At 53.9% G+C, this 25,694-nt stretch carries 20 protein-coding genes and 1 tRNA gene; 11 read left to right on the forward strand and 10 right to left on the reverse strand.

The window, feature by feature from the left end:
- Positions 1 to 79: 79 nt before the first annotated feature.
- Positions 80 to 1,756, forward strand: coding sequence for a glycosyltransferase family 39 protein (locus H6F46_RS01415; protein WP_190355773.1), 1,677 nt, complete (start codon positions 80 to 82; stop codon positions 1,754 to 1,756).
- A gap of 41 nt (positions 1,757 to 1,797) precedes the next feature.
- Here H6F46_RS01415 and H6F46_RS01420 read toward each other — a convergent pair.
- The 7 genes from H6F46_RS01420 to H6F46_RS01450 form a co-directional block, all read right to left on the reverse strand.
- Positions 1,798 to 1,870: transfer RNA gene (locus H6F46_RS01420), tRNA-Thr, on the reverse strand.
- Positions 1,871 to 2,202: 332 nt separating this feature from the next.
- Entirely contained in the window at positions 2,203 to 3,174 is a 972-nt protein-coding gene (locus H6F46_RS01425) for a hypothetical protein (RefSeq protein ID WP_190355772.1), read from the reverse strand.
- Positions 3,171 to 4,634 (reverse strand): AAA family ATPase, encoded by a 1,464-nt coding sequence (locus tag H6F46_RS01430; protein ID WP_190355771.1) that lies wholly within the window; start codon positions 4,632 to 4,634, stop codon positions 3,171 to 3,173. The genes H6F46_RS01425 and H6F46_RS01430 overlap by 4 nt, the downstream gene beginning before the upstream one ends.
- A gap of 67 nt (positions 4,635 to 4,701) precedes the next feature.
- Positions 4,702 to 5,577 (reverse strand): aldose epimerase, encoded by an 876-nt coding sequence (locus tag H6F46_RS01435; protein ID WP_190355770.1) that lies wholly within the window; start codon positions 5,575 to 5,577, stop codon positions 4,702 to 4,704.
- A gap of 174 nt (positions 5,578 to 5,751) precedes the next feature.
- Positions 5,752 to 7,008, reverse strand: coding sequence for a CAP domain-containing protein (locus H6F46_RS01440; protein ID WP_190355769.1), 1,257 nt, complete (start codon positions 7,006 to 7,008; stop codon positions 5,752 to 5,754).
- Between the two features lie 155 nt (positions 7,009 to 7,163).
- Positions 7,164 to 8,642 carry a DUF4335 domain-containing protein gene (locus H6F46_RS01445; RefSeq protein ID WP_190355768.1) on the reverse strand — a complete coding sequence of 493 codons (1,479 nt, stop codon included), beginning with the start codon at positions 8,640 to 8,642 and terminating at the stop codon, positions 7,164 to 7,166.
- Positions 8,639 to 9,274 (reverse strand): DUF3038 domain-containing protein, encoded by a 636-nt coding sequence (locus H6F46_RS01450; RefSeq protein ID WP_099532463.1) that lies wholly within the window; start codon positions 9,272 to 9,274, stop codon positions 8,639 to 8,641. The genes H6F46_RS01445 and H6F46_RS01450 overlap by 4 nt, the downstream gene beginning before the upstream one ends.
- A gap of 362 nt (positions 9,275 to 9,636) precedes the next feature.
- On the opposite strand from H6F46_RS01450, the gene H6F46_RS01455 reads away from it, so the two are divergent.
- Positions 9,637 to 10,173 carry an adenine phosphoribosyltransferase gene (locus tag H6F46_RS01455; protein ID WP_099532461.1) on the forward strand — a complete coding sequence of 179 codons (537 nt, stop codon included), beginning with the start codon at positions 9,637 to 9,639 and terminating at the stop codon, positions 10,171 to 10,173.
- A gap of 593 nt (positions 10,174 to 10,766) precedes the next feature.
- A complete protein-coding gene (locus H6F46_RS01460) occupies positions 10,767 to 11,687 on the forward strand; it encodes an NF038130 family PEP-CTERM protein (RefSeq protein WP_190355767.1) in 921 nt (306 codons plus the stop codon).
- 273 nt (positions 11,688 to 11,960) lie between these two features.
- On the opposite strand, the gene H6F46_RS01465 is transcribed toward H6F46_RS01460, so the two are convergent.
- Positions 11,961 to 12,638, reverse strand: coding sequence for a VWA domain-containing protein (locus tag H6F46_RS01465; protein ID WP_190355766.1), 678 nt, complete (start codon positions 12,636 to 12,638; stop codon positions 11,961 to 11,963).
- Positions 12,639 to 12,929: 291 nt separating this feature from the next.
- Here H6F46_RS01465 and H6F46_RS01470 point away from each other — a divergent pair, with 291 nt between their 5' ends.
- The 3 genes from H6F46_RS01470 to H6F46_RS01480 all read left to right on the forward strand — a co-directional run bounded on the left by H6F46_RS01470 (position 12,930) and on the right by H6F46_RS01480 (position 17,832).
- Positions 12,930 to 13,145, forward strand: coding sequence for a hypothetical protein (locus tag H6F46_RS01470; protein WP_190355765.1), 216 nt, complete (start codon positions 12,930 to 12,932; stop codon positions 13,143 to 13,145).
- Positions 13,146 to 13,359: 214 nt separating this feature from the next.
- Entirely contained in the window at positions 13,360 to 15,948 is a 2,589-nt protein-coding gene (locus tag H6F46_RS01475; protein WP_190355787.1) for a glycogen/starch/alpha-glucan phosphorylase, read from the forward strand.
- 444 nt (positions 15,949 to 16,392) lie between these two features.
- Positions 16,393 to 17,832, forward strand: coding sequence for a sensor histidine kinase (locus H6F46_RS01480; protein ID WP_190355764.1), 1,440 nt, complete (start codon positions 16,393 to 16,395; stop codon positions 17,830 to 17,832).
- A gap of 15 nt (positions 17,833 to 17,847) precedes the next feature.
- On the opposite strand, the gene H6F46_RS01485 is transcribed toward H6F46_RS01480, so the two are convergent.
- Both H6F46_RS01485 and H6F46_RS01490 read right to left on the reverse strand, forming a co-directional pair.
- Entirely contained in the window at positions 17,848 to 19,812 is a 1,965-nt protein-coding gene (locus H6F46_RS01485; protein WP_190355763.1) for an FAD-dependent oxidoreductase, read from the reverse strand.
- A gap of 117 nt (positions 19,813 to 19,929) precedes the next feature.
- Positions 19,930 to 21,348 (reverse strand): DUF2079 domain-containing protein, encoded by a 1,419-nt coding sequence (locus tag H6F46_RS01490; protein WP_199291320.1) that lies wholly within the window; start codon positions 21,346 to 21,348, stop codon positions 19,930 to 19,932.
- A 194-nt stretch (positions 21,349 to 21,542) separates the two neighbouring features.
- Between H6F46_RS01490 and H6F46_RS01495 the strand changes: the two genes are divergently transcribed.
- From H6F46_RS01495 to H6F46_RS01515, 5 genes are all read left to right on the forward strand, one after another.
- Positions 21,543 to 22,184 (forward strand): hypothetical protein, encoded by a 642-nt coding sequence (locus H6F46_RS01495; RefSeq protein WP_190355761.1) that lies wholly within the window; start codon positions 21,543 to 21,545, stop codon positions 22,182 to 22,184.
- A 96-nt stretch (positions 22,185 to 22,280) separates the two neighbouring features.
- Positions 22,281 to 22,871 carry a Uma2 family endonuclease gene (locus tag H6F46_RS01500; RefSeq protein ID WP_190355760.1) on the forward strand — a complete coding sequence of 197 codons (591 nt, stop codon included), beginning with the start codon at positions 22,281 to 22,283 and terminating at the stop codon, positions 22,869 to 22,871.
- Positions 22,872 to 23,588: 717 nt separating this feature from the next.
- Positions 23,589 to 24,086 carry a DUF2231 domain-containing protein gene (locus tag H6F46_RS01505; protein WP_190355758.1) on the forward strand — a complete coding sequence of 166 codons (498 nt, stop codon included), beginning with the start codon at positions 23,589 to 23,591 and terminating at the stop codon, positions 24,084 to 24,086.
- Positions 24,086 to 24,703, forward strand: a complete 618-nt coding sequence (locus H6F46_RS01510) for a DUF2231 domain-containing protein (RefSeq protein WP_190355757.1) — start codon at positions 24,086 to 24,088, stop codon at positions 24,701 to 24,703. The genes H6F46_RS01505 and H6F46_RS01510 overlap by 1 nt, the downstream gene beginning before the upstream one ends.
- On the forward strand, positions 24,700 to 25,638 hold the full coding sequence (locus tag H6F46_RS01515; RefSeq protein WP_190355755.1) for a cytochrome c oxidase subunit II: 939 nt from the start codon (positions 24,700 to 24,702) through the stop codon (positions 25,636 to 25,638). Before H6F46_RS01510 ends, H6F46_RS01515 begins: the two co-directional genes overlap by 4 nt.
- Positions 25,639 to 25,694: the final 56 nt, after the last annotated feature.

Here is a 25,694-nt window from a genome sequence, read left to right on the forward strand (position 1 = left end):
CTCGGCCACCCGCCTGATTTCGCTGAGCACCGCTAGACATGAGCGATTTTGCCCCTTTGCCGTTGCCCCTAACCTTGCCATGTATGCCCTAAGACGATCGAGCTGGCTGCTGTCCCTGGTTTTGGTTCTGGCGATCGGGCTGGGCCTGGGGTTGCGGGTCACCAACTTGTCCCAGAAATTTCACTGGATTGATGAAATCCATAGCGCCATGCGGGTGGCCGGCGTGGGCAAGGAAACCGCCGTGGCTTGGGCCACTCGGGCCGCCAGCGATCGCCAGCCGGTGACCATGGCCGACCTGATGCAGTTCCAAACCCTGCCCGCCAATCAAAATCTGCTGGAGGGCTTGCGAGCCACCACCGTGGCCCTGGCCACGGACAATCCCCAACATCCACCCCTGTTCTATGGATTTGCCAGGGTGTTGGCCGGGTTTGGCGGCCGGGCGATCGATCAAATTCGCCTGACTGCTGCTCTGATCAGTTGGCTCACCTTTCCGGCCATGGTTTGGTTGGCCTGGGAACTCTTCCGCTCTTGGGCCGTGGCGCTGCTGTCGGTTTTGCTGCTGAGTCTGTCGCCGCTGCACTTGGTCTATGCCCAAGAGGCCCGGGAATATAGCCTAGTGGTGTTGTTGGTGTTGGTGTCCGGGGCCCTGTTGGTGCGGGTGCAGCGGGCCTGGCATGAGTCCCGCGCCTTTGACCCGGCGGGCCGACTGCGACGGGTGCAGCGGGGATGGCTGGCCTATGGCGGGGCGATCGCCCTGGGTTTGTATGCTCACCCCACCTTTGCACTGACGATTTTTGGCCATGGGCTGTGGATGACCTGGCTGGAACGGTTTCGTTGGAATCGTCAAATGCGTGCTTGGGCGATCGCGGCGGCGCTGGGTAGTGCGGCCTTTTTGCCTTGGTTGGTGGTTTATTTGATCCACTTTGACGGCATGGCTTGGGTGGGGCGCGATGTGGGTTGGCTGACGATCGGCCGGCGCTGGTTGATTGGCCTGGTGGGTTTGTTTGCGGATGTGCAGGGTCTGACGAGCGATCGGCTGGTGAATGTGGAAACGGGCCAAGACGAAGCCCAATTGGCAAGCTGGGTTTGGTGGGGCGTGCTGTTGCCAGTGGGGGGCTTGGTGGTTTGGAGTTTCCGGATTCTCTGCCAATTTGCCAATGAAGCGGCGAAATGTTTGGTGCTTTGTGGGTTGGCTGTGCCCTTTTTGGCCCTGGCAATTCCCGACTTGATTGATGGGGGGCAGCGATCGACCGTGCCGCGTTTTTTGTTGGGCCCCTCGATCGGGGTAATTTTGGCAGTGGCCTACAGTTTGGCGGAATTTTGGGTCACGCCACGCGCTTCCCGTTCCCTGGCGGGGCAATATGGCCGGCGATTGGGTCAAGTCGTTACCGTGCTGTTGGTGTCGGTTAGCCTTGCTTCCAGCATCGCCATGGTGCGAGCGGATACTTGGTGGAACAAATACAGCAGTTTTTACGATGGTCAGGTGGCCGCCGCCCTGGCCAACCGCCCTAACCAATGGGTGCTGACGGGGCCGGAAAAGGTGGGCCGGGCGATCGGCCTGGGCTATCGCACCGATCCCGCCGTGCAGTTTCTATTCGTGCGATCGCCCGCTGATTTGGCGGGCCAGCCCTTGGGCAATCGGGTTTGGCTTTATCGCCCCTCCCGCGAAATCCTGGAATCCCTACAGGGCCGGGGTTGGCAAATTGCCCCCACCGTTGAGCGAGGACAGCTGCTGGAAGCCACCAAGGACTCCTAGACCGGCCCGATCGTGGAGCTACCTGATTAACCCGATTTAGAAGCTGGCAAGGGGACTTGAACCCCTGACCTACTGATTACAAGTCAGTTGCTCTACCAACTGAGCTACGCCAGCGATTGGCCATCCTGGGGATGACGTTTGATACTTTAACCCACAACCGATCACGCTTCAAGGGTGGCGATGAAGTTTGATGAAGTTTGACGAAGTTTGCAGAAACTGCCCCGATCGATCTCGCCAAGTCTTGCGCGCCGAGTGTTGCCCGTCCTCACTCAGCACTAGCCCAAGGCTAGATGTAATTGAGCCTAGTAGCGTGGCTGCCTTAATTCGCTGGGTTAAATTACATGGCTGTTATCGCCACCAAATCGTTAGGCAGCAAGGGGCTTAAGCCCCTTGTTACTACGACTGGCTCCGCAACTTTGACCCAATGTATTAAGCCTGTCATGCTACTAGGGCGCGACCGATAGGCGATGGGATTCAATCAGGGCCTCAATAATTTCCTCAGCCTTCGCCTTGCTGCTGATCGCAATCCCCTTATCCTTGGCGAGGGTTTTGAGCTTGGCCAACGCAACCACACTGTAAATTTTCCGCAGTTCGGCTTCCTGGGGATCAACAACTGGGGCTGGCGACTTGGCCGGCGGCTCGATCGTCAGGGTGATTTTTGATCCTTCGGTCACCACTTCGCAAAGGCGATGGATCGATCGCTCCAAAGAAGCAACTATTTCCTGTGCGGCGCTGCTGGAGCTGGTTTCGCTGGTGGGGCTGGGTGGTTGTGGCTGCGCGATCGGGTTCCCAGTCTGGCTGAGGTTTGCCAACTGTTGACTGAGATCGGTCATTTGGCTTTCTAGCGTGGCCAATGTTTGCGCTGAGTTGGCATCCCCCAAAGCCTGGCGATCGGCAACGGTCACTCCCGCAAGAGACTGGGTTAGTTTTTGATCGAGGAGTTGCTCCAACCGTTGGGTTAATTGTTCTTCCAGACGCTGGCCAAGAGTTGGATCGATGCCTGGTTCCACAACTGGCTGAGGGCTTGGGTCGGGGTTGGCAATCGAGGCCGACGGGGGATCGCCTTCTAACAAAACCGCTAGCTCTTCTTGGGCTAATGCCGCTTCCGCATCGCTCAGGTCAAAAACCCAAGCCCACAGCATCCCAATGTCTAAATCATTGGCCACCACCACCCAATCAGCCCCGTGGATTACTTCATATTCCACTTCATCCCCAAGCTGATCGGTGCGACGAACCAAAATCGGGATCAAATTGCTGTTGTGATTCCGCAAACTCCACCGCAGTTCCTCATAGCGATCGGGTGAAATTTCCGGTTGCGATCGCATCCCCACCAAACAGGTATGAACCTGACCATGGTTAACGGGTTGAATCTTCAGATTTTCGCGAATCAGGCGGCGACGTTCTTGATAATCGCTCATGGGTTAGGTTCAGCGCCAACACTAACTTTTTGAATCAAATCTTTGGCCAAATTCTCAAAGGCCGCCAGGGCATTTTCAACGGAATTGCGATCCTGAGATCCCAGATCCTCATCAAAATCAGCCGCGCAAAGAGGATAGCCTTTCGACTGGGATTTGGACAAAACATTTAACCGAGGAACCCAAGTGGCCTCGCGGAAAAGCGCCGTGCGATCGCCCCCCGGGAGCCGATCGAGCTTGGCGTTCAAATCATCCACCATCGCTTGATTAAAAGTCTTGGACTGGCGATCATACATACTGACGGCAATGCCCACAATTGGCAGGGGTGTTTCTCGGAATTGTCCCACCTCTTCCACTTGGCTGAGCACATACTCCAAGGCGCGAATGGGATAGGGGGAAAGCTGCGTGGGAACCAGAACTCCCGCCGAAGCCATCAGAGAAATTCGGTTCACTTTCCCAAAGGAGGGCGGTGGGTCAACGAATACAAAATCATAGTCATGGTTTTTGAGTTTTTTGGCCAGGATTCGATCGCTATCCACTAACTGAATGAGCTGATTTTCCATACTGCTGAGCCGAATATGGGAAGGAATCACATCCAAAGTCACATTGCCCCAACGTTTGCTGATGGTGACGGAGGCGGCCGTGGTTTTGGGTTCCGTCAGCAGGTGGGTAATATCCTTGCGTCCCGCTTTTTCAATATCTTCAAGGGGGTCAATTCCGAGACCGGTGGTTAAATTCGCCTGAGCATCAATATCAATCAGCAAAACTCGCTTGCCCATTTGGCTTAAGGCAGCGGCTAAGTTGATGGTGAGTGTCGTTTTACCGACTCCACCCTTGTTGTTAAAAACCGTGATAATCATAGACTCTCGCCGTTGAGGTTCTGGGTCTGAGGTTTGACGATCGTGAATCGCCGAAAGGTTCATCATTTTGGGATCGTGAGAAAGCCGCGCGATCGCCCGAATGAATTGGTGATGAACCTTTCGATGGCTATCGGCAAAGGCGGCCATGACCCGATCGCAATTGCGCTGCCACAGCAACGATCCCAGCAGCCGATAGTTATCGTAAAGATCGGCTCGCTCAAACTCCCACAGAATGTGAATTGCCCTACCATCGTTATAGAGCAACTTGAACTGATTGCCATTGGTTAATAGGCCCAACAAACTGCCTGATTCACGGAGATATTCCCGCAGTTGCCAGCTATTGTGGGCGATCGATTTGTGGGGCGCTTTGGCCTCAATGACCAAATAGTGGCTAGAGGGAGCCGCTTGCTGGGCCTTGACTAAAAAATCAACTCGTTTTCGCCCAAAGGGAACCTGTTGGGCCACATCGGCTTTGTCATAGCCGAGTAGCATCAGCAGCGGGGTTAAAACTCGATCTTCTAGGGCTTTTTCAGTGGTGCAGGTTTCCACCCGATCGAGCAGGGCTGTCCACTGTTGCTGAAACTCCTCGGGCGTGAGCATCATCGATCAAGAACTCATCGCGAACTGACGACATCAACAGAAAATAGAGAGCCGTTGAGCGGCCATAATTCTAGCAGTTATGTTGCAGTTGCAAACGCACCTGATTGGTGTGAGTCGCACCGGGATCAAGCCATAGCAATTGTTCACCCGTGTTTAAGGCATTGCGCGGCCCTGTCCAGGGTTCCAGACAATAGAAAGGTTTACCCTTCAACGTCCAAAACACCAAGGTGCGGTAACTGGCATCAAACTCCAGGCTGAGGGTTTGTTGTTGCTGACAATCTGTGACCGTGGCCGACAGACGATCGACCACAGGAAATCGCAGATCTAATTCATCTTGCTCAAAATCAAAATTGCCGTCAAACGCCCCAGTTGATTGGCGCTTTTGATCAAAATATTCAGTAACCGGAAGATTGATCGCCAGGGCCGATTTATCCGCCACGTTGAAGTAGGGATGCAACCCAGAAGAAAAGGGCATGGGGCGATCGCCCAAGTTGTGATGATTTTGAATAATTTCTAACTGATTGCCCTGCAATCGATAGGTGAAATCCAATCGAAACTGGAAGGGATAAACGGCTAGGGTTGCGGGCGTGGCATCGAGGGTGAGGGTAATGCTCGCTGCGTCGCGCAAGTCGGAGCCAGTGACCATCCAAGGCAAATCGCGCGCAAAACCATGCTGCTTGAGAATGCCCGTTTCTCCGCTGGGTAGCTGATAGCGATTTTCCGGCAAGTTCCCACAAATGGGAAACAGAATGGGGATCCCGCCACGAATGCTGAGGTTGGGATCTTGATAGCGATCGCGATCGAGATAAAGCAACTCTTGGCCCTGAATTGCCCAGCGGGTGATGATGCCGCCGCGATCGGGAACCACTTCCAAAACGGACTGGGCAGCCCCATCGGTCAAGCGAAAGACCGGCCACCGTTCAGCTAATTCTTCAACTTGAAACATAAGGTTCTGAATCCTGAATGAGTAGCAGATGCTAGAGCGGGGCTGCCCTAGTTCATAGGGTCAAGGTTGCGGGATCAGTCGTCATCACAAGGGGCTTAAGCTCCTTGCTGCCTAACCGTTTGGCGGCGGCAACAGTCATTGGGCCTGACCTATCAAAATCCGCTTGCCGTGCGACTAGAACGGGGCTTGACCCGTGAAATTCCCCGGCGGTGAATAGCGACAAACCAAGGTATCGTTGCCACCGCCCGAGGCCAGACCGCAGCCCACTTGCGTTGTATTGCGCCAAACGATTTGGGTGTAGTGTCCCACATCGGCCCAGTTGCCGGTGGTGCTGACGTTGGGGAAAATTCCCTGCTTGAAAAACCGCTTTTCGGCTCCCCACAAATCCACCAGCGCTTTGGTGGAATAGGCCCCACTGGTTCCTCGGGCTAAATTTTCGCCCTGACCGGTGTTTTGGGCATGGTTAAAGGCTCCGGTGGATGCCAACTGGTTCGCCCAGGCCTGGGCATCCCTGGCCAAGGAGTCTGACCAAGTGAGAGGAGCAACGCCCACGGCCGATCGATAGCTGTTGTGGGTGGTGAGGATGTCGTTCGTGAAGGTGCTGGTTCCGCCGCCGCTGGTTCCGCCGCCGTTGGTGGTAGTACCGGCCGCGCGGGCCACAGCATCGGGAGCAGCCCCCAAAAAGAAGGCAAGTTCTTGACCGGCCGCATTGGTCACCAATGTGCCGGTAATGGAGCCGTCGCCGTCGGGATCAATGTCCACGCCCACGGTACTCTGAATCGTTTGGCGAATGGTGGCGGCGGTGGCATTGGCCGGCAGGGTTAAACCCGGAGGCAAGATGCCGCTGCTGCCTTGCAGGAGGGTGACCAAGAAGCTGAGGGAATAGCTGGTGGCTTGGAAGCGCATATCGCTGGCATTCAGATTGTTGAGTTGCAGGCGATCGACCGTGGGATCAAAATCCAACACCACGTCCACATTGCTGAGGCCGGTGGCATCACCCCGCAGGCTGAAGGTATCGGTTCCTGCACCGCCGATCAGCACATCGCTGCCCAAATCGCCGCTCAGGAAATCATTGCCCGCCCCGCCCAGGAGCAGATCGGAATCGCGCCCTCCCACTAGCGTATCGTTGCCGTCGCCACCCGCGACCCAATCGTTACCTAAGTTCCCAGCCACGAGGTCATCCCCCAGCCCGCCATCGAGGTCGTCTTGGTCGCGACCGCCTAACAGGCTGTCGTTTCCACCGTTGCCCCGCAGCCGATCGTTACCCAAGTTGCCATAGATAAAATCGCCCCCTTCGGAACCTTGAACGCTGTCTGCACCTTCCAGGGCCCGCAATCCTTGGGGGGCGGTGGTGAGCAAGTTGGCCGGAACGGTGTAGTTATCGTTACCGGTACTCAGATCAAAAAATCCTTCGGGAGAAAGACCAGCCATAGCTAGGAACACCAGGGGAATGGAGGATTGGGATTGGGGCGATCGAGTCGGTGTGGGTGCTTGAGCCAAATCAACCCAGCCATTAACCCAGCGATCGACCCAGCGATCGACCTAACCCCAAGGCCAACATACCCAGGAAATCCCCAAGAATCAGGTTAGGAACGCACATTGATCGACCCGTCGGGCCAAAAAATCACTCGAAACTGAGCCAAGGGAGCCAGTTGCACCTTGCCGTTGTCACCTTTGATGGCGCTGGCGGCCGGGTTCAGCAATGGGCCCAGGGGGAAGGGTTTTTGGGCCGCATTGCGATTGGCGGGATCCGCGTCTACGGCGATGCCAACAGCGTTGGTGCGCACGTCATACATCAGGGGCATACTGGGCGCAGATTTGCCCTGCCAGGCGGTTCGCAAGCTCTTTTCGAGCTGGGCGCGGGCAGTTTCACGGGCGATCGTGTCGCTGAGGCTGGGATTCTGAATTCGGTTGACAGCGGCATTGCTGGCGTTCACCGATTCCATGGGGATCACTTGCACCCCCTGGGCAGCGCTGAAGGAGACCTGGAAAGTGGCTAGGGGTTCCCCGGTATTAGCCCGATCGAGGGGCTTAAACAGCAATTTGGGCAACGGGGTACGGGCGATCGCCTCTTGGGCCATGGCGTTTTCCGGCAAATAGCCCACGATCGAACCATCCTCGCCCACGCTCACCCGGTAGTTCAGGGTCAGGGCCAAATTCTGGCGATCGGTCCAAGCCTGATCCAACTGGCCGAGGAGATATCGCTCCAAGGCTGCCAACTGCTTGGGATCCGTCACCGGCTTAGCAGGAGTCAACAGCGTATCGGCTCCTTCTCCGGCCAGGGGCGAGGGCACTGGAACCGACGAGGGGGGAATGGCTGCACTCGTGCTGGCTGGGGATGCCGCCGGGATCGATCGGGTTTGGGGTTGGGGTTTAGCGGGGCTGGGTGCGGTGGCCGGTGAGGGCGAGGGCAAGGCCGACTGATTTTGAGGCGTGGGTGTGGGCGTGGGCCGCAACAGATCCTTGGGTTGTTGCACCTTGGGCACGGGCAACATGAACAACAACCCCGCCGCCACGGCCAACCCGGAAGCGCCCAAGGCCACGGGAGCCGCCCGTTGCACCAGCGGTTCCGCCTGCACCAGGTCATGGCGAGACACCGGAGAGAACACCTGCTGGATGTCGGGCAAGGTTTTGGGATCGCCGTAGAACTGGTCGATCGTTTCCACCAAGTCAAACAGTTGCAGCGGGGTCAGCAATAGCTCGATCGGCTGCGGCGGGCCATCGCCGGGCCCCTCCGGATTCGGCGGCGGCATCACCAACAATCGATGTTTGCCTCCATCGGCTGCCACAACCGCCACATTGGGCTGACTGGGATCGATCGCTGTGGGTAACTGGGGCGATTGAATGCCGCTGAAGCAACCCTGGGCGTATTGACTCACCACCTGGGCAAACCGCTCAAAAAAGCTGCGATCGCACAAAAATCCCTGGCCATGGGCAGGAAACTGACAATTCACCGTCAACAGCACCGATAAAGTCGGTCTTGCTTCCCCCACCTCTGCCAATGAATCCATGCCCTCCAGGGTCAGGACACAATTGGGCAAGCTGTACTGTCGTTGAATTGTCACGCCACTTCTCCGTCAAACAAACTAATCCAAAAGCGTTCCAGCCCCGCCGTTGACGAACAGTACAGTAACTGTTCCAGCAAGCGGAGGGCCAGGGTATTCAGGGCCTCGTCGGTGTTGTAAACCGTCACGGCCGATCGGCGTGGATTCATCCGGGCCCGGAAGTGGGCCCGGAACCGCTCCAGATAATCCGCCAGCCGAAAATGGTGCTCGAAGGATAGATCCTGCTCCTCCAGCCGCTCGCAAGCCAGAAGTAATTGCCGAATCAGCACCGTCAGTCGCTTGGCCAAATAAACCACAATCGTAGTCAGGGCCTTGGCCTCATTCAAGCTCAGGGGCCGCCGTTGCACCGCCCGCCGCAAAGGATTCGTGGCTCGCAGTCGCCACAGGTTAACCTTTGTGCCAACCACGCTCGTGATTCCCAGCTCTTGGGCACAGTAAAGAATCGCCTCAGACCCGCTGAGATCGAGGGCTTCGATCGCCAGGAGCATCAAGTCCAGTTGTTGGCGGGCCCGCCGGGGACATTCGCCATCTTTCACGGGCGGGTTGGGCAACCGCTCCAAAATCGGCGGGATCTCCGGTGAATCTGCGGGAACAGGCGATCGATCGGCAAACATTGCACTCGAAGAAGTCATCGGCACAGAATCACATCAGCAATTCAATGAAACCATTGATTAGAAAATCATTTCGATCCATCGGTCAATCCGTCCAATTGTCCTTGCGGGGGCTGGGGGTCAATCCCGCCTAAGCGAAGACCCCAGGGATCTGGGGCGATCGGGGAGGATCAGGCAGCCTGTGCCACTTGGGCGATCGAACTCTGAACAATCCTGCAATCATCCCGTAAGCACCACCCCCCGGACGATCGGTTGCAAAATTCAGCCCTGCAATTCAGCGATACTGATTTCGCGCTGAATTTCACACTGAACTTCGCCATGATTCCGCCGAACGATCCCCACCAGTTTAAGCAGTTTTAGGCAATCTCCTGGAGAAAACTCAGATGACCACACCCCAATCCCAGCCGACGGATTTGCATCGTCTGGTTCGTGCTATTCCTGATTTTCCACAGCCCGGAATTGTTTTCCGAGATATTACAACCCTTCTGCGCGATCGGGATGGTTTGCAACAGGCCGTGGATCACCTACACGATCGCTGTCATGATCTGCGCCCGGATTTTGTGGCCGGCATCGAAGCGCGCGGGTTTCTGTTCGGCCCGGCCTTGGCGTTGGCCTTGGGTGTGGGCTTTGTGCCCCTGCGCAAACCGGGCAAACTCCCCGCCGCCACCCATGGTGTGGAATATGACTTGGAATATGGGCGCGATCGCCTGGAAATTCACCAAGATGCGATCAGCCCCGGTTCACGGGTGTTGGTGGTGGATGACGTAATCGCTACCGGGGGCACTGCCGCCGCCGCTGGGCAACTGATCCATCAAATCGAAGCAACCCTAGTGGGCTATGGCTTTTTGATTGAACTCCAAGACCTGAAGGGGCGCGATCGCCTGCCCGACGTGCCGGTTCGATCAGTGCTGGTTTATTGATCAGCAAATTGACCGGCTTCTCACCCCTTTGACTGGGCCCTGAATCAGCGCTGGTTCGTTGAGCAGGAGATTAGGAACTAAAGATTGGTTTGTTGAGCAAGAATGTTGACTGGGTGTGACCAGTTGGGATGGACTCCGATTGGTAACTCTTAACCATTCTTAGCAACTTGATCGAGATGCGTATTGGCAACCTTATTTTCTTGACTTGCTTTGGAATGGTCTATTCATTGCGATTTTTTTCGCAAACTCATTCTGTTTGATTCATCCAAGCATGTGATGTGTGATCGAAATCAACGATCAAAGAGATCAATCTCAGATCCCCATCGCAAGGTGTGATCAAGATCAATCATCGAAGCTTTCAGCAAAACTTCATCAACTCCTTAAGAACCATCTGCACAACTTTATCCAGTCTTTACCTAATCGCCCTGGCCCTTCCCATAGGATTACATCAGTAGCAGGTTAAGTCAGCCCAGTGCGCCCAAAACCCTGATGGCTGACCAGCGCAAAGACAAGCGCGTCCTAGCTGGGTGCTCCTTAAAAACAAGCCCAAAATTTTTAGCCCAAGTTAGCTCAAGACTGTTGGAGTCGAAAACATGGTTGGACTTTTCCCCAAACTGGTCGTAAGCGCCTCAATGGCCGCTGGCGTGGGGTTGTTTGCCGGAGCACCAGCCCTCGCCGCCAGCCTCCAAGGTGCTAGCACCACCGGCAATATCCTGGTGTATTGCTCGAATGGCACCAACACTTTTCTGTGCGATAACAGCAACCTCGGCACTGCCCTGCAAGGGGATTTGACCGCGCCGGGTGGCAACGTCGAGCTATTCGCAGACAGCGAAACTGCACCCGGTCTAGCCAAGTTCCTGGGCGGTACCTACAGCACCCTCACTGGCACTCTGAATGGTCAAGCCATTGAGTTCCGCAGCCTAGTTAAGTCCGACTGGACAGCCCAATTTACCCAAGCTTGGCTGACGGATGTGGCTGCCCAAAACGGCATTAGCAGCATTTTGACCGGTAATTTTCTGTCAGAAGCGGTTGGTTATTTCACCTCCAACACGACGGAAGCCAATGCTGCTTTGGCCAGGCTGAGTGACCCGAACGTCGCCTTCGTGAACCAAGACCTGGTAAGCGGGGTGATTTCGGTGGGTCTAGCGGGTCACATGGACGTGACCAGTATTGTGTCGGGGCTGATTGCCACCAGCAAAACCCTGACGAATATTCAAAAAACTCAGTACAGCAACGTCATCAAAGCCCTGGGAACGCAAGGGGTGAAGCTGCAAGCCAGCGAGCTGGTGAAGGTGCTTTACGATGGCCAAGAAACTGTCCGCTACGGTGGTCAGGGGATCGCTTCTGGTCAGGTGGAAGCAGGTGATGGCAAGTCCCACAACGGAACCTACCTGGTGCAGTTCCAAGGCAAGTTGCCGGAACCGCCAGCCGCCACGCCGGAGCCATCTTTGATGGTTGGTTTGGCTGCGGTGGGTAGCTGGGTGGCGCTGAAGCGTCGCCAAAACCGCGCCTAATTCGCCTCAGAAAGTCGCTCTTGAAAATTGAGCTGAAAAATGGGGGGTGATGCCATGAACTTGGTATCACCCCCCATTCGTTTTGGGACTTGTTTTGAGTCTGATTTTGATTCTCTGGGATCAGCGATCGGGTCTGGGATCGCTGATTTTGACTGTAGTTGGCAATCTGAATTGAGTATTGACATCCTCCCCAGCCTAAAGAGGATTGAGCAGTCAGTACTGACCAATTTTGACCAGTACTGACTAATATTGAATCTGCCCAATTAACGATCGCTAAACTTCGCTCCAACCCGTGGGGGAAGGGAGAGGAACCTGTTCGCCGGGGCGCGATCGAGATACTTGCTGCATACTGGCCGAAAGCCACAGAAACAGTTCCTGGAAGCTGAGACCTTTGAGCTTCAGGGGCGATCGCACCGTGAGGGATCCCAGCCGCTCCATGTCTGCACCTTCAACACCCACGACAAAAAAGGCGAGTGCTTTACGGGCTTCTTCATCGCGAATTCGGGTGGCGGCGGCTCCTAGCACTTCCGCATCATCACTGGGCGCACCGTCAGTAATTAAGAAAATCCAAGGACGGTAGTAAGCCACGCCATTACTGCGATACTGGGCTTTACGATCGCGCAGCAAATCCAAGGCCGCATGGATTGCAGCTCCCATGTAGGTCATGCCGCCGGCTCGGAGCCGAGGCGCTTCAAAACTATCGGCCGTCACAAAGTCTTGAAGCACTTCCACCCGATCGGCAAAGGTTGCGATCGCCACTTCCACCCGTTTCGCTGCTAGGGAGTCGCCGTTGAGATCAGCCTGGAAAGCTTGCAAGCCAGCTTCCAGAGCGGTTAAAGGCGCGCCCTGCATGGAGGTTGAGACATCCAGCAGCAGCACGCAAGGGCAGCGCGGCTCTGGGTTTTCTGCGAAGGCGATCGCCTCTTCAAAGTCAAAATTTCCAGACACCATTAAAACTTCTAGACACGACGGAAGCGACGAAAATGACTCGGCTAGACTAGGACTCAACCTGAGGATGATCAACCGCTGACTCCCTGCGGACTGCCAGAGCTGACCACAGCTCTAGTTTTCCAAGCAAGACGAGGTTAGAGTGCATCCCAAGGCCTGATCCGCATCATTTGTTTGAGGAGTGGGGTCATAACCCAAGCCAATAACTTCAGTTATCAACTGCTCCCCACGCACCATTGAGTTTCCCAGACCCGGCTTTTGGGTGTTATTTTTCCCTAGACCCGGTTTGGGGTGATGGGTTCCACTGGCCACAATCAACTAACTCAATTAGACAACATCAATCCAGTTAGAAAACAGTCAGCCAGCGCCAGTGACTCCTCCGACCCGATCGCCCTGTTCGATCGCCCTGTTCGATCGCCCTGGTTAATCCAGGCCTCGATCGGGAACCCCGATCGCCACACCCAATCACCACGATTGAGATTTCCTAAGATTGAGATTTCCGAAGGTTGATACCCCAAAGGTTTGATTCACTGCACTGGTTGATTGAGTTGATAGGCAGTTTGGATATCCGGTGGGGATCGCTACGATCGGGATCAAGTCTATTTTCCCTTGAACCTTGGGCAGTGCCAGGGCCGGTTCCGGCTCCCTGCCCATGCCCGATCGTCCCCTTGGCCCCCACGGCCGTTCGGCCTCTCACCTGATTTCTTTACCCACCGCCGCCCCTATGACCTCTACCGGACAACCGCTCTCGAATTACACGGAATCATTTGACATTCAGGGAAACTACTGCCCGATTACCGTTCACGTGGAGGACGATCGCACCGGGATGGCCCCTGACACGTTGCGGCGCGCCTTTGCCGACAACCTGTACTACATCCAAGGCAAAAACGAACTCACCGCCACGCCCTTTGACTACTACATGGCGCTGGCCTACACGGTGCGCGATCGACTGTTACACCGCTGGATCGCCAGCAACACCGCCTACATGCAACAGGACGTGAAGACGGTCTGTTACCTGTCAGCAGAATTTTTGCTGGGGCGACAGTTGGGCAAAACCATGCTCAATCTGGGGATGTACGAAAAAGCCAAGCAGGTGGTTACGGAAGCGGGCTTAGACTTTAATCACTTGTTGGAATTGGAGCCAGAACCGGGGCTGGGCAACGGCGGTTTGGGTCGGCTGGCGGCTTGCTTTTTGGATTCACTAGCCACCTTAGAGATCCCGGCGATCGGCTACGGTATCCGCTACGAATTTGGCATCTTTGATCAGCGGATCGAAGATGGGGCCCAGGTGGAGCGGCCCGATAAATGGCTGCGGTTCGGGAATCCCTGGGAAATTCGTCACCCGGAATTAACCGTGGAAGTGGGCTTTGGAGGACACACGGAACAGTATGTGGACGAGCATGGCCATGGTCGTTGTCGCTGGGTTCCGGCCCGACGCATTTTGGGCACGCCCCACGATGTGCCGATCGCGGGGTACAACAACAACACCGTCAGCACCCTGCGCCTGTGGAAAGCCAGCGCCAGTGAAGAGTTTAATTTCCAAGTGTTCGATCGGGGTGACTACACCGGAGCCGTGGCCGACCAAATCTTGTCGGAAAACATCTCCAAGGTGCTTTACCCCAACGACAACACGGCCCAAGGGAAGCAACTGCGCTTTGAGCAGCAATACTTCTTCGTGAGCTGTTCCCTGCAAGACGCAATCAACCGCTACCGGCGCGATCAGCGGCGGGGTCTGGAATACCTGCACGAAAGCATTGCCATTCAGCTCAACGACACCCACCCCGCGATCGCCGTGGCCGAACTGATGCGGTTACTGATCGATCGCTACGATCTGGGTTGGAACCGCGCTTGGCACGTCACCCGCCAATGTTTGGCCTACACCAATCACACCCTGTTGATGGAAGCCCTGGAACGTTGGCCCGTCAACCTGTTTGAGCGGCTCTTGCCCCGCCACTTGGAAATCATCTACGAAATCAACCAGCGATTCTTAGACGAAGTGCGGCTGCAATATCCCCACGACGAAGCCCGCGCCGGTCGGATGTCTTTGATTCAAGAAAATCCAGAGCGGATGGTGCGGATGGCCCATCTGGCCTGCGTTGGCAGCCATGCGATCAACGGGGTTGCAGCCCTACACACGGACTTGCTGCAAAAGCATGTCCTCAACGACTTCTACACCTTCTGGCCCGAAAAGTTCCAGAACAAGACCAATGGCGTAACGCCCCGCCGTTGGCTGCTGTTGGCCAATCCCCGGCTGTCCAAGCTGTTTACGGAAAAAATTGGGGACGATCGCTGGGTCAAGGATCTGGAGTTGTTGCAATCTCTGGAGCCGTTGGCGGATGATCTCGAATTCCGACACCGCTGGGCCGAAATCAAACAGGCCAACAAGCGGGAACTGGCGGACTATCTGTTGCTGTACAACGATTTGGAAGTGGATCCCCGAGCCATCTTCGACACCCAGGTGAAGCGAATTCACGAATACAAGCGGCAACTGCTAGATATCTTGTACGTGATCTCGCTCTACCAACAGATCAAGCAAAATCCCAGCATGGATTTGCATCCTCGGGTGTTTATCTTTGCGGGCAAGGCGGCTCCTGGCTATTACCTGGCCAAGCTGATCATTCGATTGATCAACGGTGTAGCAGAGGTGGTGAACAACGACACCTCGATCGCCCGGCGGTTGCAGGTGGCCTTTGTGGCCAACTATTCCGTATCCTTGGGCCAGCGCATCTATCCGGCGGCGGATTTGTCGGAGCAAATTTCCACGGCAGGCAAGGAAGCATCCGGCACGGGAAATATGAAGTTTGCGCTCAACGGGGCCCTGACGATCGGGACGTTGGATGGGGCAAACATCGAAATTCGCGAAGCCGTGGGGCCCGACAACTTCTTCCTGTTTGGACTCACGGAAGCGGAAGTGGTGGCCCTCAAAGCCGAAGGCTACGATCCCATGGGCTACTACTACGGTGATCCGGAAATTCAAGGGGTCTTGAATGCGATCGCTGAGGGACAATTCAGCCGGGGCGATCGGGAGCTGTTCCGCCCCCTGCTGGATGCCCTGCTCTATCGGGATGAGTACATGGTCTTGGCGGACTACCGTGCCTATGCTGAAGCCCAAAGCAAGGTCGATCAGGCCTATCGCGATCGGGAATGGTGGACAAAATCCTCAATTCTCAATTCCGTGCGGATGGGTCGCTTCTCCAGCGATCGCACCATTCGGGAATATTGCCGCGATATTTGGCATGTGTCGCCCGTGCCCGTGTCCCTGGAGACCTATTCCCAATCCAATGCCGGTCTGAAAGTCAGCAACAATGCCTAGCTGATCCCACTGATTTCTTGAAGATATTCCCTATCCCAACACCGCCCGATCGCAAGATTTGGCGGTGTTTTGTCGTTTTATGCCTATGGGAATAGAATCCAAATTTGAAACCAAAGGTTTAAACAAAGTTCAAATAGAACAAGAAATATTCATAGAGAAAATCAGTATGATCTCCTAATGATCTCCTATTAATTGTTCATTAAAATAATCGACATTCATAGTTTTCATCAAATACAGTCAGTTCAAGCCCTTTCAGCACATCGATCCAAACATCGATCCAATTCTATCCATATCTGACTTGTAGCATTAATTACATCGTCTGAACATTATCAAGACCTTCCTTGTAGCATTAATTACACTGCTCATCACCTATTCTGCACTCTCTTTCCTAAAAACGAGGCTCGGTCATTGGATATTAATTCGCACTGTTCTCAGGAATCAGTCATGGTTACTAATAATAATGCTGCCAATAATGCTACTGCGTTTAATATCAACGCAAATGCATTTCATGATCTCCAAAATGCCAACAGTCTGGGTGGAAAAGCAGAGGGAGATGATAAAACCTTTGATGCTTGGTTGGGCGATTGGGAATATGCGATCGATCGGACAGCCATCGTGGCCATTACCGATCACAAGGGTCAGATTATTTATGCCAATGACTATTTTTGCAAGCTTTCAAAATATGAACTCTCGGAACTGATGGGGCAGAATCATCGAATTCTGAACTCTGGCCATCACTCTGCGGAATTTTTCACGGAACTGTGGCAAACCATTTCACGGGGGAAAATCTGGCGCGGCGAAATTAAAAATCGCGCCAAGGATGGATCTGAATATTGGGTTTACACCATCATTGTGCCAATTGTGAGTCAACGAGGAAAACCCGTGCGCTATTTGTCAGTGCGCACGGACATTACCGATCGCAAGCGCATTGAAGAGGCCCTGCAAGCATCAGAACTGGCCCTGCGACAACGGAATGAGGAATTACAAAAAGCTCTGGCAGATTTGAAGGCGGCCCAGGCGCAAATTGTGCAACAGGAAAAAATGTCGAGCCTGGGGCAAATGGTGGCAGGCGTTGCCCACGAAATTAATAACCCCTTGAATTTCATTGCGGCGAATATCAGTCCCGCGCAAACCTACACGAAAGAACTGGTGCAATTGGTGGAGCTATATCGCAAAAGCTATCCCCAGCCAACGCCAGAAATTGCTACCAAAATTGAAGAAATCGACTTGGATTTCATGGAATCCGACCTCTTGGATATTTTGAATTCCATGAAGTTGGGCACTCACCGGATTTGTGGAATCGTGAAGTCATTGCGCACGTTTTCACGCTTGGATGAAGCAGAGTTGAAATTAGCAAATCTGCATGATGGCTTAGACAGTGCGCTGACCATTTTGGGTCATCGTTTGAAAGCCCACAACGATCGCCCTGAAATTCAAGTCTTGCGGCAATATGGTTCGCTGCCCAATGTGATGTGCTATTCGGGCAATATGAACCAGGTGTTTATGAATATTTTGGTGAATGCGGTTGATGCGATCGAGGACTATCACCAGCAGCTCAAGCGGGGATTGATGCACCCTCGTTCCGGCAATGCAATTCCCTACAGTATTCAGGTCAGCACGCGCCTATGTGATCAAGATTGGGTTGAGGTGCAAATCACGGACAGTGGTTTGGGCATGAACTCCAAAACGATAGAGCATATTTTTGATCCCTTTTTCACCACCAAGCCGATCGGGAAAGGCACGGGTTTAGGCCTTTCCGTCAGCTATCAAATCATTGTCGATCGCCATCAGGGCGAACTGATTTGCACCTCTGAACCCGGCGAGGGCAGCACTTTCCTCATTCGCATTCCCGTAACACCGCCCCCAGGCTCATTCACGTCCTAAGGCGCTGTTTTGTGCTTACCACCACCAGCGCAATCCTTGAGCTTTCATATGTTCACGCACCAAGGAAAACCGATTTTGGGGCACAATTTCGGCCGCCATTAAACTCTTGGGTTGCCGGTGCAACCAGCCAGCGATCGAACCAGCAGCGGCCCCCGAACTCCATTCGCTGTAGTGAATGCGGGTGACCCCGTTCACAATATGAGAAACGGCGATCGCTTTGCCACCAATCAACAAATTATCCACTCCCCGAGGAATAAGCGCCTCGATCGGGACAGCCACCGGGCGCACATGGGCAATATCCGCACTGGCGTTGGTGGCCTCGCCGGGGTCTTCCCAGTTGCGATAGGCACAGCCCTGGATATCAATGTCGTAATGCACCATGGAGATTGAGGTGGCAGAAAAGTCGCGCATATTCTCAATACCCCGATGCACGTCGTTTTCCCGAATCATGAAGGCATTTTGGCGATAGGCACTGCGGCCCAAAATGCGTCGCCCCTCGCGGATATAGGGCATCAGGCTCAAGCCCGATCGCGTCCCCATCGGCGTGTTGGGCCCCGCCAAATGCATCAGGGGAAATTCTTTTGTGGCCAGGGTTTTCAGCACCCATTCTGAAAAAATGAGCGCCCGCTCCTCGCCATGGTGCAAGGCTTCCGTGGAAACGCCGCCCATCCAGTTGCGGTACTGATCCGTATCCATCAGCCGATCGCCCGTCAGGATCAAAGGCGGGTTCATCAGATTCCAGTTATTGCCATAGCCCCAATTGATCATGGCCATGTCCCCAGGGCTGGGCTTGCCGGTGATTCGGTTATCCAGCCGCATACTCACGATCCGCCGATATTTGAAAAAGCTGCGATCGAGAAAGGGTGGAAAGCCCCAGAGGGAAAAGGTGCGTTGGTGCTCGTGCTTGGGGAAGGTAGGTTGCAGTTGACCCAGTTGCTTCAGGCTGCGGCCCTCATCATTGGCGATCGCCACCACAAAGGGGAACGTGAAAGCCTGAGTACATTGGGGGTTATCCCAGTTGGCCGCATTCGGCTCACCCAGGGTGCGGCGCGATTCGGATCCCAACCGGTGTGGCACACGGGCCCAGGCCACCAGCTCGCCGGTATCCGTGGCATCAATCACCGTGAATCGCTTGCCCGGCAATGGTTCTAGGCGAATGGGTGTTTTCCGAAACGTGTCGTCACTGTTCCAGGAATACCAAGCCGGCAGTTCCTGAGACAAGCGCCCCGAGGGCACATAGTCCGCCCGAGGCGTGCGCCGCACTGCGTAGATGGCCGTAATATTGCGGCCTGTTGCATCAAAAGCCGCGCCCTTGAAGGCCGTGGCACTGCTCCAGCGGCTGCCAGGAGCCAATTGGGCAGCCGCGGCCAACGCCTCGCGCGCGGCCACATCGCCGGCCGAAGCAGGAAAGCATAGGGAACCAACCCAGCAGCTATCCACCTCGCGCACGGTTTTGATCGGTTGATTGCGATCGGCCCAGCGTGGAATCTTGACCGGTTGGCGATAGATGCGGGATTTAAAGGCTTTCCAGCTTTCCGAAAGGTTCCCGGCCAAAATCATGTCCGCCGATTCATCGATCGCGGACACGCCTTGGGTGCTAATTTGCCCTCCAATCCAGGGCGACACCTCAATCACGCAGGTTCGTGCGCCCGATTGCATGGCATGGACGGCGGCCCCCACACCCCCCAAGGATCCGCCCACCACCACCACTTCACATTGCCAAACCTCTTGGGCCTGGGGCAGGGGCGATAACGAGGGCCGACCATTGCTGCCAAAAGAAGCCGTGATCCGTAATTCGTTGGCCAAGTCCTTGGCGGGGCCAGGGGTGACGCTGAGGGGTTGCAGATCGTCCGGCGGTGGCAACTGTGAGTTGATGGCATCGGGGCGATCGAATGCGGCCAGGATTACACCCGCAGCGACGACCCCTAGTCCCAGGGTCACTTGTCCAAACCGTTGCCACAACCCAATCAGTCGCTGCATGTTGCCGTCTTATCCTTGGTTGCCAAAAGGCGAGGGGGATGGAAAAGGGTGCGATCGCCCGCGAAAATCACAGCAATTACAGAAATTGATGCTGACTGGCGATGCGCTCGTACTAGGCTAGCGCTGAAAGAGGACGATCCCACCGCGATCGAAGGCGATTTTGTAGGCCGGATTCGATCGCAATTCCCGATCCAATGATTTAGCGAACTCATGGGTACTGCCCCAGCCCGGATGTTTCAGGTTCAGCAACACCCAATCGTATTCGGCCCAGTTGGGCGGCGGCGCGGTGGCGATCGTTTGGCGCAGCATAGTGCGGTGGCTGAGGTGGGGCCCCAAATCAGCGGTGGTGAGGATGCCGCCCCGTTGGCTAGCGGGGATCGATCGCTCCTGGGTTTGGATCACGGCGATCGCTGTGCGGCTGTCGCCCCAGGTATCCAGTTCCGCCAAATAAATGGAGCCAAAATAGCCGAATTTGGCCAGGGCCAAAAAGCCAATCAACGACCAGACCCAAATGGCCCGTCCGCTGGCGATCCAACTGCGTAGCCGATCGCCCATTGATCCCAGGCGATCGAGCCAATCCCAGCGACCCCGCGCCAAGCTATCGATCGCCGCCACCAGCAAAAACGGCAAAATCGGCAGGGAATATTGATGCACCAAGTCCCGCTGCTCGGCCACCGTGGACAAGGCATTCAACCCGATCGCCGGAGCTGCCGCCGCCCAGGCCCGCAGCCGGCCGCCCCCAAACCAAGGCAGTAGCGGCCCCAGAATCAGCAGCAAATAGATCAGCGTGTCCCCTGAGAACAGCTTCCCCAGCACCAGTTGTGGCTTCAGGAACAGATTCAACGCCGCCTCGGAAACGCTGGAACCCAAGTAGGCATAGCGCCCGATCGCATCGTGGCTCAGGCCATGATTAAAAGCGGGGATCACGGCCTGGTTCACCACCACAAACCAACCGACCCCCATCCCCAGCGCCACCAGCCCGGGCCACCGCTTGCGATCGAGCAACAACAACCAAGCGCCCATGGCTGCCACCGTAATCGACAGCACCGCCTTGCAGCCCATCACCCACACCAGCAGCAGCGCCAGGGCGATCGGCCGGTTGGCTCGCCCCAGCCAAATCGCCCCCAGCAGCCCCGCGATCCCCATCACCTCCGGGTGGAAGTCAAACAAATTGACATTGAACACCACGGGATAGAGCAAATAGGCCCAGGCAATCGCCAGGGATTGGCCCGGATTCAGCCCCGCCTGTTTCGCTAGCGCCCAAGCGGGGATCGCCCCCGCCGCCAGCCCGATCGCCTGCACCAAAAACAGCCAGTAAATACTCGGAAAAATGGCGTAGAGCAGTCCCACCCCAAAGAAGCTGTAGGCCGCGTGGTTGCCCATGTGGTGCATATCCGATACGGTGGAAAACGGCGTTTCGCCGCGCCCCATCAGGTAGGCCACTTGGTCATAAATTGCCAAATCAAAGGCCGTTGATTGCAGCAGTTCATGGCGCACCACACTGCAAACCAACAGCACGATCGCCCAAATGCCCACCGACCACCAGAGTGATCGGGGGATCGATCGAAACCAGCTTGCAATCGAACTTGCGATAGATGTCCAGATGGGCGATCGCATCTCGGGTTCCTGCGGCACAAATCGCCAACAGCCTACCACCGCCCGGCCCGTCCGCAGGGGGCAATGGCTAGAATCGATCGAGCCGCCGCCCCATTCCTCAGCCGCTCCCGACCATGAACTATCAACAATGGCGCGATCAACTCTTTGGCCAGCCGGAACAAGCCGATCCCGTTTGCGCTGAGATGAGTCCCGAGTTTGATCGACTGCCGCGAGATCGCGCTTTTGATTACATTAATCAGGTTTTGGTGGATGCGGAAATTCACCAGCGATTTTCCCGCAATCAAATTGGCTTTGGCTTGAACTACATTTTTTCTAATAGCTGTAGCGATCTGCCCTTTTGCTATTTGCGCTGCTCAGAATCTCGCATCATTAAGGGCATTCAACACCTCAACTATCTCTATCAAAACTATTTTGATAGATACTGTTTTGCATCGATTCAATCAATTCAAGAAATTGGGGCAATTCAAGCGGGCGATCGCCTAGAGTTTCTGTGCTATATGTTCTGGGATTTGTTTGTGGTTTACCCTGGTAGTGCTTCCCCATCGGTGATTACAGCCAGCTTGGAGGTGATGAGTGCCGCTCTCGATCGCAAAAATGGCAACGCGATCGTCTCGGCAATGCATGGATTAGGTCATTGGGCATTGCATGATCAGCAAGCCGTCGCCATTTTGGAGCAATGGTTAGCGAACTCGAACACACAAAATCCAGTGATTCGCAACTATGCCCTCCAGGCCAAAACAGGCTACATTCAGTAATTGAAAGTTGTCTATGATGACTCATCAACTAATCTTCATTACTTTCCCAAGATAGTTACGATATGCTGGGAAAAATTGCGCGATTGTTCCACAATCATGATTGCTGCTCCCCAATTCCTTAGCCCTGACGAGTATTTGGCTCTTGAAGCCCAAAGCGATATTCGGCATGAATACCTCGATGGGCAAGCCTATGCCATGGCCGGTGGTACAGATGCGCATACGACGATCGCGCTAAATTTGGCAAGTGAACTGCGATCGCACCTGAGAGGAACTGGTTGCCGTGTCTTTATGTCGGATATGAAGGTGCAGATTAATCAGGGCACGAAGTTTTTTTATCCCGATGTGATGGTGACTTGTGATTCGGGCGATCGCGATCGACAACTTTACAAATCAGCGCCCTGTTTGATTGTGGAAGTGTTATCGAATTCCACAGAAGCATTTGATCGGGGACGCAAGTTTGCCGCCTATCGCCACCTCGACAGCTTGCAAGAATACGTTTTAATTTCTGCTCAACAGCCCCAAGTGGATATTTTTCGGCGCTCCGCAGCGGGTCAATGGATCTTGGAAAGTTACGAAAGCATCGAGGCGGAATTGGTTTTGGAAACCGTCAAGTATCGAGCCGGGTTCGATCGCCTTTATGAAGATGTGATTTTTGATCAGACCCCTCCGGAACTACTTGAAATTTAAAAAATTTCAGTTCCTCTCTCTGGCGATTGATTCCAGAGTTGGAAATTTTCAGAGGCTAGTGAATGACTAGGCCAGCATTTTGAACTAGATAGAATTTCAGCTAAGAAAACCTAAAAATCAGCTCTGCTTTGAACTAAATAATTAATTTTGAATTAATCAAAGTGTTATTCAACATACAAAAATCTTAATTTTCAGTATGAAGACATTATTGAATTAGTGTTCAATGAATCTGACATTGAGGCCTGGTCGCACAGATTGATAGATAGAGAATCTATAGAAAAATGAGCAAGTTGGCATCCAACTTTCAAAAAATTCTGAAAAATGTGAAGCAATTGGTAATACTCTTGATAAAAATCTTAAAAAAACCAGTATAACTTACTGACATTTCCTATGTATCCACTAAACTAATAGGCGAAATGGTCAGCATTCATTTCAATTAAACAGTAGCCCAGTTTACAAAATACCTTTTTGCGTTGAAACCTTTGATCAACACTTAGCGGTTAGTTTTTGATGAATTCATCATCACTGGCTATCAGCCTCATGAATTGTGTTTCGTCGAGTAATAGGATTTTGAAAAATTGGCTCGTAAACGGTTGTTCCTTCAAGAAATATCGTTGCCATTGGTGACAAGGTTAATAATGACTAAATCGCGAAATTTATGATAATTATTGACCAATAGACCGGTATATTCAATTAATTGACAGACTTTTGACCAATATGTTGGAGTATCTCCCCCCGCTCAACGATCATAATTTGCCTTATCCAGATACGATGCACCCAATCGTGGTGCATTTTGTCATTGCGATGGTGTTATTTTCGGTTTTATGCGATGGCATTGCCTACTTCACGCGCAATCCGCGACTCTATGAAGTGAGCTGGTGGAATTTGTTTTTTGCAACCATTTCTATCTTCGTTGCCATTATTTTTGGGCAAATCGAAGCGGGCTTAGCTGAACCCTACAATGCTGCCGAAGCTACTTTAAATCTGCACACGCTTCTGGGTTGGTCGCTGTCGGGAATTATCGCAGCCATGACCGCTTGGCGCTATGTGTTGCGATCGCGCGATCCAAAAACCTTGCCCAATGCTTTTTTAGGGGTGGGAGTTTTGATGACCGTAATCGTGTGTTTCCAAATTTATCTGGGTGATGTTTTGGTTTGGGTCTATGGACTTCATACCGTGCCCGTGGTTGAGGCAGTGCGGGAGGGATTGTTGTAATGAATAATGATTTGATTGAGCAATTACAAAACCAGTTGGGGATCAATGGATTACCCTACACAATTCCGATTCATCCCAACTTGGTGCACTTGACCTTGGGCTTGTTTATTGTGGCGATCGCCTTTGATATTGTGGGCGTTTTGTTTCCCCTCGAAAAGCCAGTTTTTAAGTTTTTAGCAATTCCTGCCACGCGCTCTAATTTTTTTGATGTGGGCTGGTACAACATGCTGGCCGGGGCGATCGTCACCTTTTTGACGGTGGCTGCGGGCTTTTACGAAATGTTATTAGCTCGTCCACCGGCAGATGTGAAAAGCGCCTGGGGGCTGCAGGCCATGGAAACCATGTTGTGGCATGGTGTCGGTGGCGTTGTCCTGTTGTTATTAATTGTGGGCATGACCGTTTGGCGAGGATTTCAGCGGTTTGTTTGGCTGAAAGATCGATCGCGCCAAGTGCAATGGAGCTATCTTTTAGTGGGGCTAATCATCTTTGGTTTGATGTTTGTCCATGGAACCTTGGGGGCACAATTAGCCGCTGAGTTTGGTGTACACATCACCGCCGATCGCCTGTTGGATTTGGGTGAAAATCCTAACCTCGTTTTGAAATCATTCAATCCATGAAGATTCGCACCATCCTTACCTTAGGAACCCTAGCGATCGCCCTGGCCCTCGTCAGTTGGTGGATGGGAGAGCAGTCCTATACCTGGTTTCCCCCCCAAGCCTCGGCGGAGTCCCAACTGATCGATCGCCTATTCAGCTTTTTAGTGGCGATCGGGACGTTCATTTTCCTAGGCGTGGTCGGAACGATCGTCTATGTGGTGCTGTTTCAACAAGCTAGTAAATATGACACCAGCGACGGCCCGCACATTGAAGGAAACGTCACGTTGGAAATAGTTTGGACGGCGATTCCTTTCATCCTCGTTGTTGGAATTGCCGCCTACAGCTACCACATTTACGATCGCATTTCTATCCTGGGCCCCATGGAGCATGTGCATGAATCAATGGCACATGACATGGCATCAGAGGCTCCAGCGATCGCCCCGGTTGCTGCTGAATCAAACGATAGCAATGCGATCGCAAATCCAGAGGTCGTGATTGCCGTAAAGTCTCGACAATGGGCTTGGGAATTCTATTACCCCGATCGGCAAGTCACAACCGCTGAATTGCATTTGCCAGCCGACCAACGAATTAGTTTGCAACTCACCTCGGAAGATGTCATCCACGGGTTTTATATTCCAGCCTTTCGGGTGAAGCAAGATATCATTCCAGGGCGTGCTATTACCCTGAAATTTACGCCCATCCGCGAAGGCCGATACCGTTTGCGTGACTCTCAATACAGCGGCACTTACTTCGCGGCCATGCAAGCCGATGTGGTGGTGGAATCCTCTGATTCCTATCAGCAATGGCTGACGGATGCGGCAAACCAAAAGCCCACCGCTGCCTATAACCAAGCCTTTGATGAATTCCAGCGCTCACCCGGTGGACGCACTGGCTGGCAAACAGTGCAACCTGCGCCGCCGCCCCTCGTGAACTATCCTGGCAAAGGAACTAGTTAGCGATTAGCTGTTTTCGCTCAACCCAATCTTATTAGGTTTTGATCGAAGCTTTCAGA

The organism is Limnothrix sp. FACHB-1083 (assembly GCF_014696485.1).
Classification (GTDB): Bacteria; Cyanobacteriota; Cyanobacteriia; order CACIAM-69d; family CACIAM-69d; genus CACIAM-69d.

What these genes read in the sequence shown, in the direction of transcription:
- H6F46_RS01465 (WP_190355766.1), bottom strand. Translation starts at nt 12,638, where the DNA reads ATGGTGTCTGGAAATTTTGACTTTGAAGAGGCGATCGCCTTCGCAGAA.
- H6F46_RS01505 (WP_190355758.1), top strand. Translation starts at nt 23,589, where the DNA reads ATGTTGGAGTATCTCCCCCCGCTCAACGATCATAATTTGCCTTATCCA.
- H6F46_RS01500 (WP_190355760.1), top strand. Translation starts at nt 22,281, where the DNA reads ATGATTGCTGCTCCCCAATTCCTTAGCCCTGACGAGTATTTGGCTCTT.
- H6F46_RS01485 (WP_190355763.1), bottom strand. Translation starts at nt 19,812, where the DNA reads ATGCAGCGACTGATTGGGTTGTGGCAACGGTTTGGACAAGTGACCCTG.
- H6F46_RS01440 (WP_190355769.1), bottom strand. Translation starts at nt 7,008, where the DNA reads ATGGCTGGTCTTTCTCCCGAAGGATTTTTTGATCTGAGTACCGGTAAC.
- H6F46_RS01415 (WP_190355773.1), top strand. Translation starts at nt 80, where the DNA reads ATGTATGCCCTAAGACGATCGAGCTGGCTGCTGTCCCTGGTTTTGGTT.
- H6F46_RS01470 (WP_190355765.1), top strand. Translation starts at nt 12,930, where the DNA reads ATGGGTTCCACTGGCCACAATCAACTAACTCAATTAGACAACATCAAT.
- H6F46_RS01455 (WP_099532461.1), top strand. Translation starts at nt 9,637, where the DNA reads ATGACCACACCCCAATCCCAGCCGACGGATTTGCATCGTCTGGTTCGT.
- H6F46_RS01425 (WP_190355772.1), bottom strand. Translation starts at nt 3,174, where the DNA reads ATGAGCGATTATCAAGAACGTCGCCGCCTGATTCGCGAAAATCTGAAG.
- H6F46_RS01460 (WP_190355767.1), top strand. Translation starts at nt 10,767, where the DNA reads ATGGTTGGACTTTTCCCCAAACTGGTCGTAAGCGCCTCAATGGCCGCT.
- H6F46_RS01480 (WP_190355764.1), top strand. Translation starts at nt 16,393, where the DNA reads ATGGTTACTAATAATAATGCTGCCAATAATGCTACTGCGTTTAATATC.
- H6F46_RS01450 (WP_099532463.1), bottom strand. Translation starts at nt 9,274, where the DNA reads ATGACTTCTTCGAGTGCAATGTTTGCCGATCGATCGCCTGTTCCCGCA.
- H6F46_RS01475 (WP_190355787.1), top strand. Translation starts at nt 13,360, where the DNA reads ATGACCTCTACCGGACAACCGCTCTCGAATTACACGGAATCATTTGAC.
- H6F46_RS01435 (WP_190355770.1), bottom strand. Translation starts at nt 5,577, where the DNA reads ATGTTTCAAGTTGAAGAATTAGCTGAACGGTGGCCGGTCTTTCGCTTG.
- H6F46_RS01495 (WP_190355761.1), top strand. Translation starts at nt 21,543, where the DNA reads ATGAACTATCAACAATGGCGCGATCAACTCTTTGGCCAGCCGGAACAA.
- H6F46_RS01515 (WP_190355755.1), top strand. Translation starts at nt 24,700, where the DNA reads ATGAAGATTCGCACCATCCTTACCTTAGGAACCCTAGCGATCGCCCTG.
- H6F46_RS01510 (WP_190355757.1), top strand. Translation starts at nt 24,086, where the DNA reads ATGAATAATGATTTGATTGAGCAATTACAAAACCAGTTGGGGATCAAT.
- H6F46_RS01430 (WP_190355771.1), bottom strand. Translation starts at nt 4,634, where the DNA reads ATGATGCTCACGCCCGAGGAGTTTCAGCAACAGTGGACAGCCCTGCTC.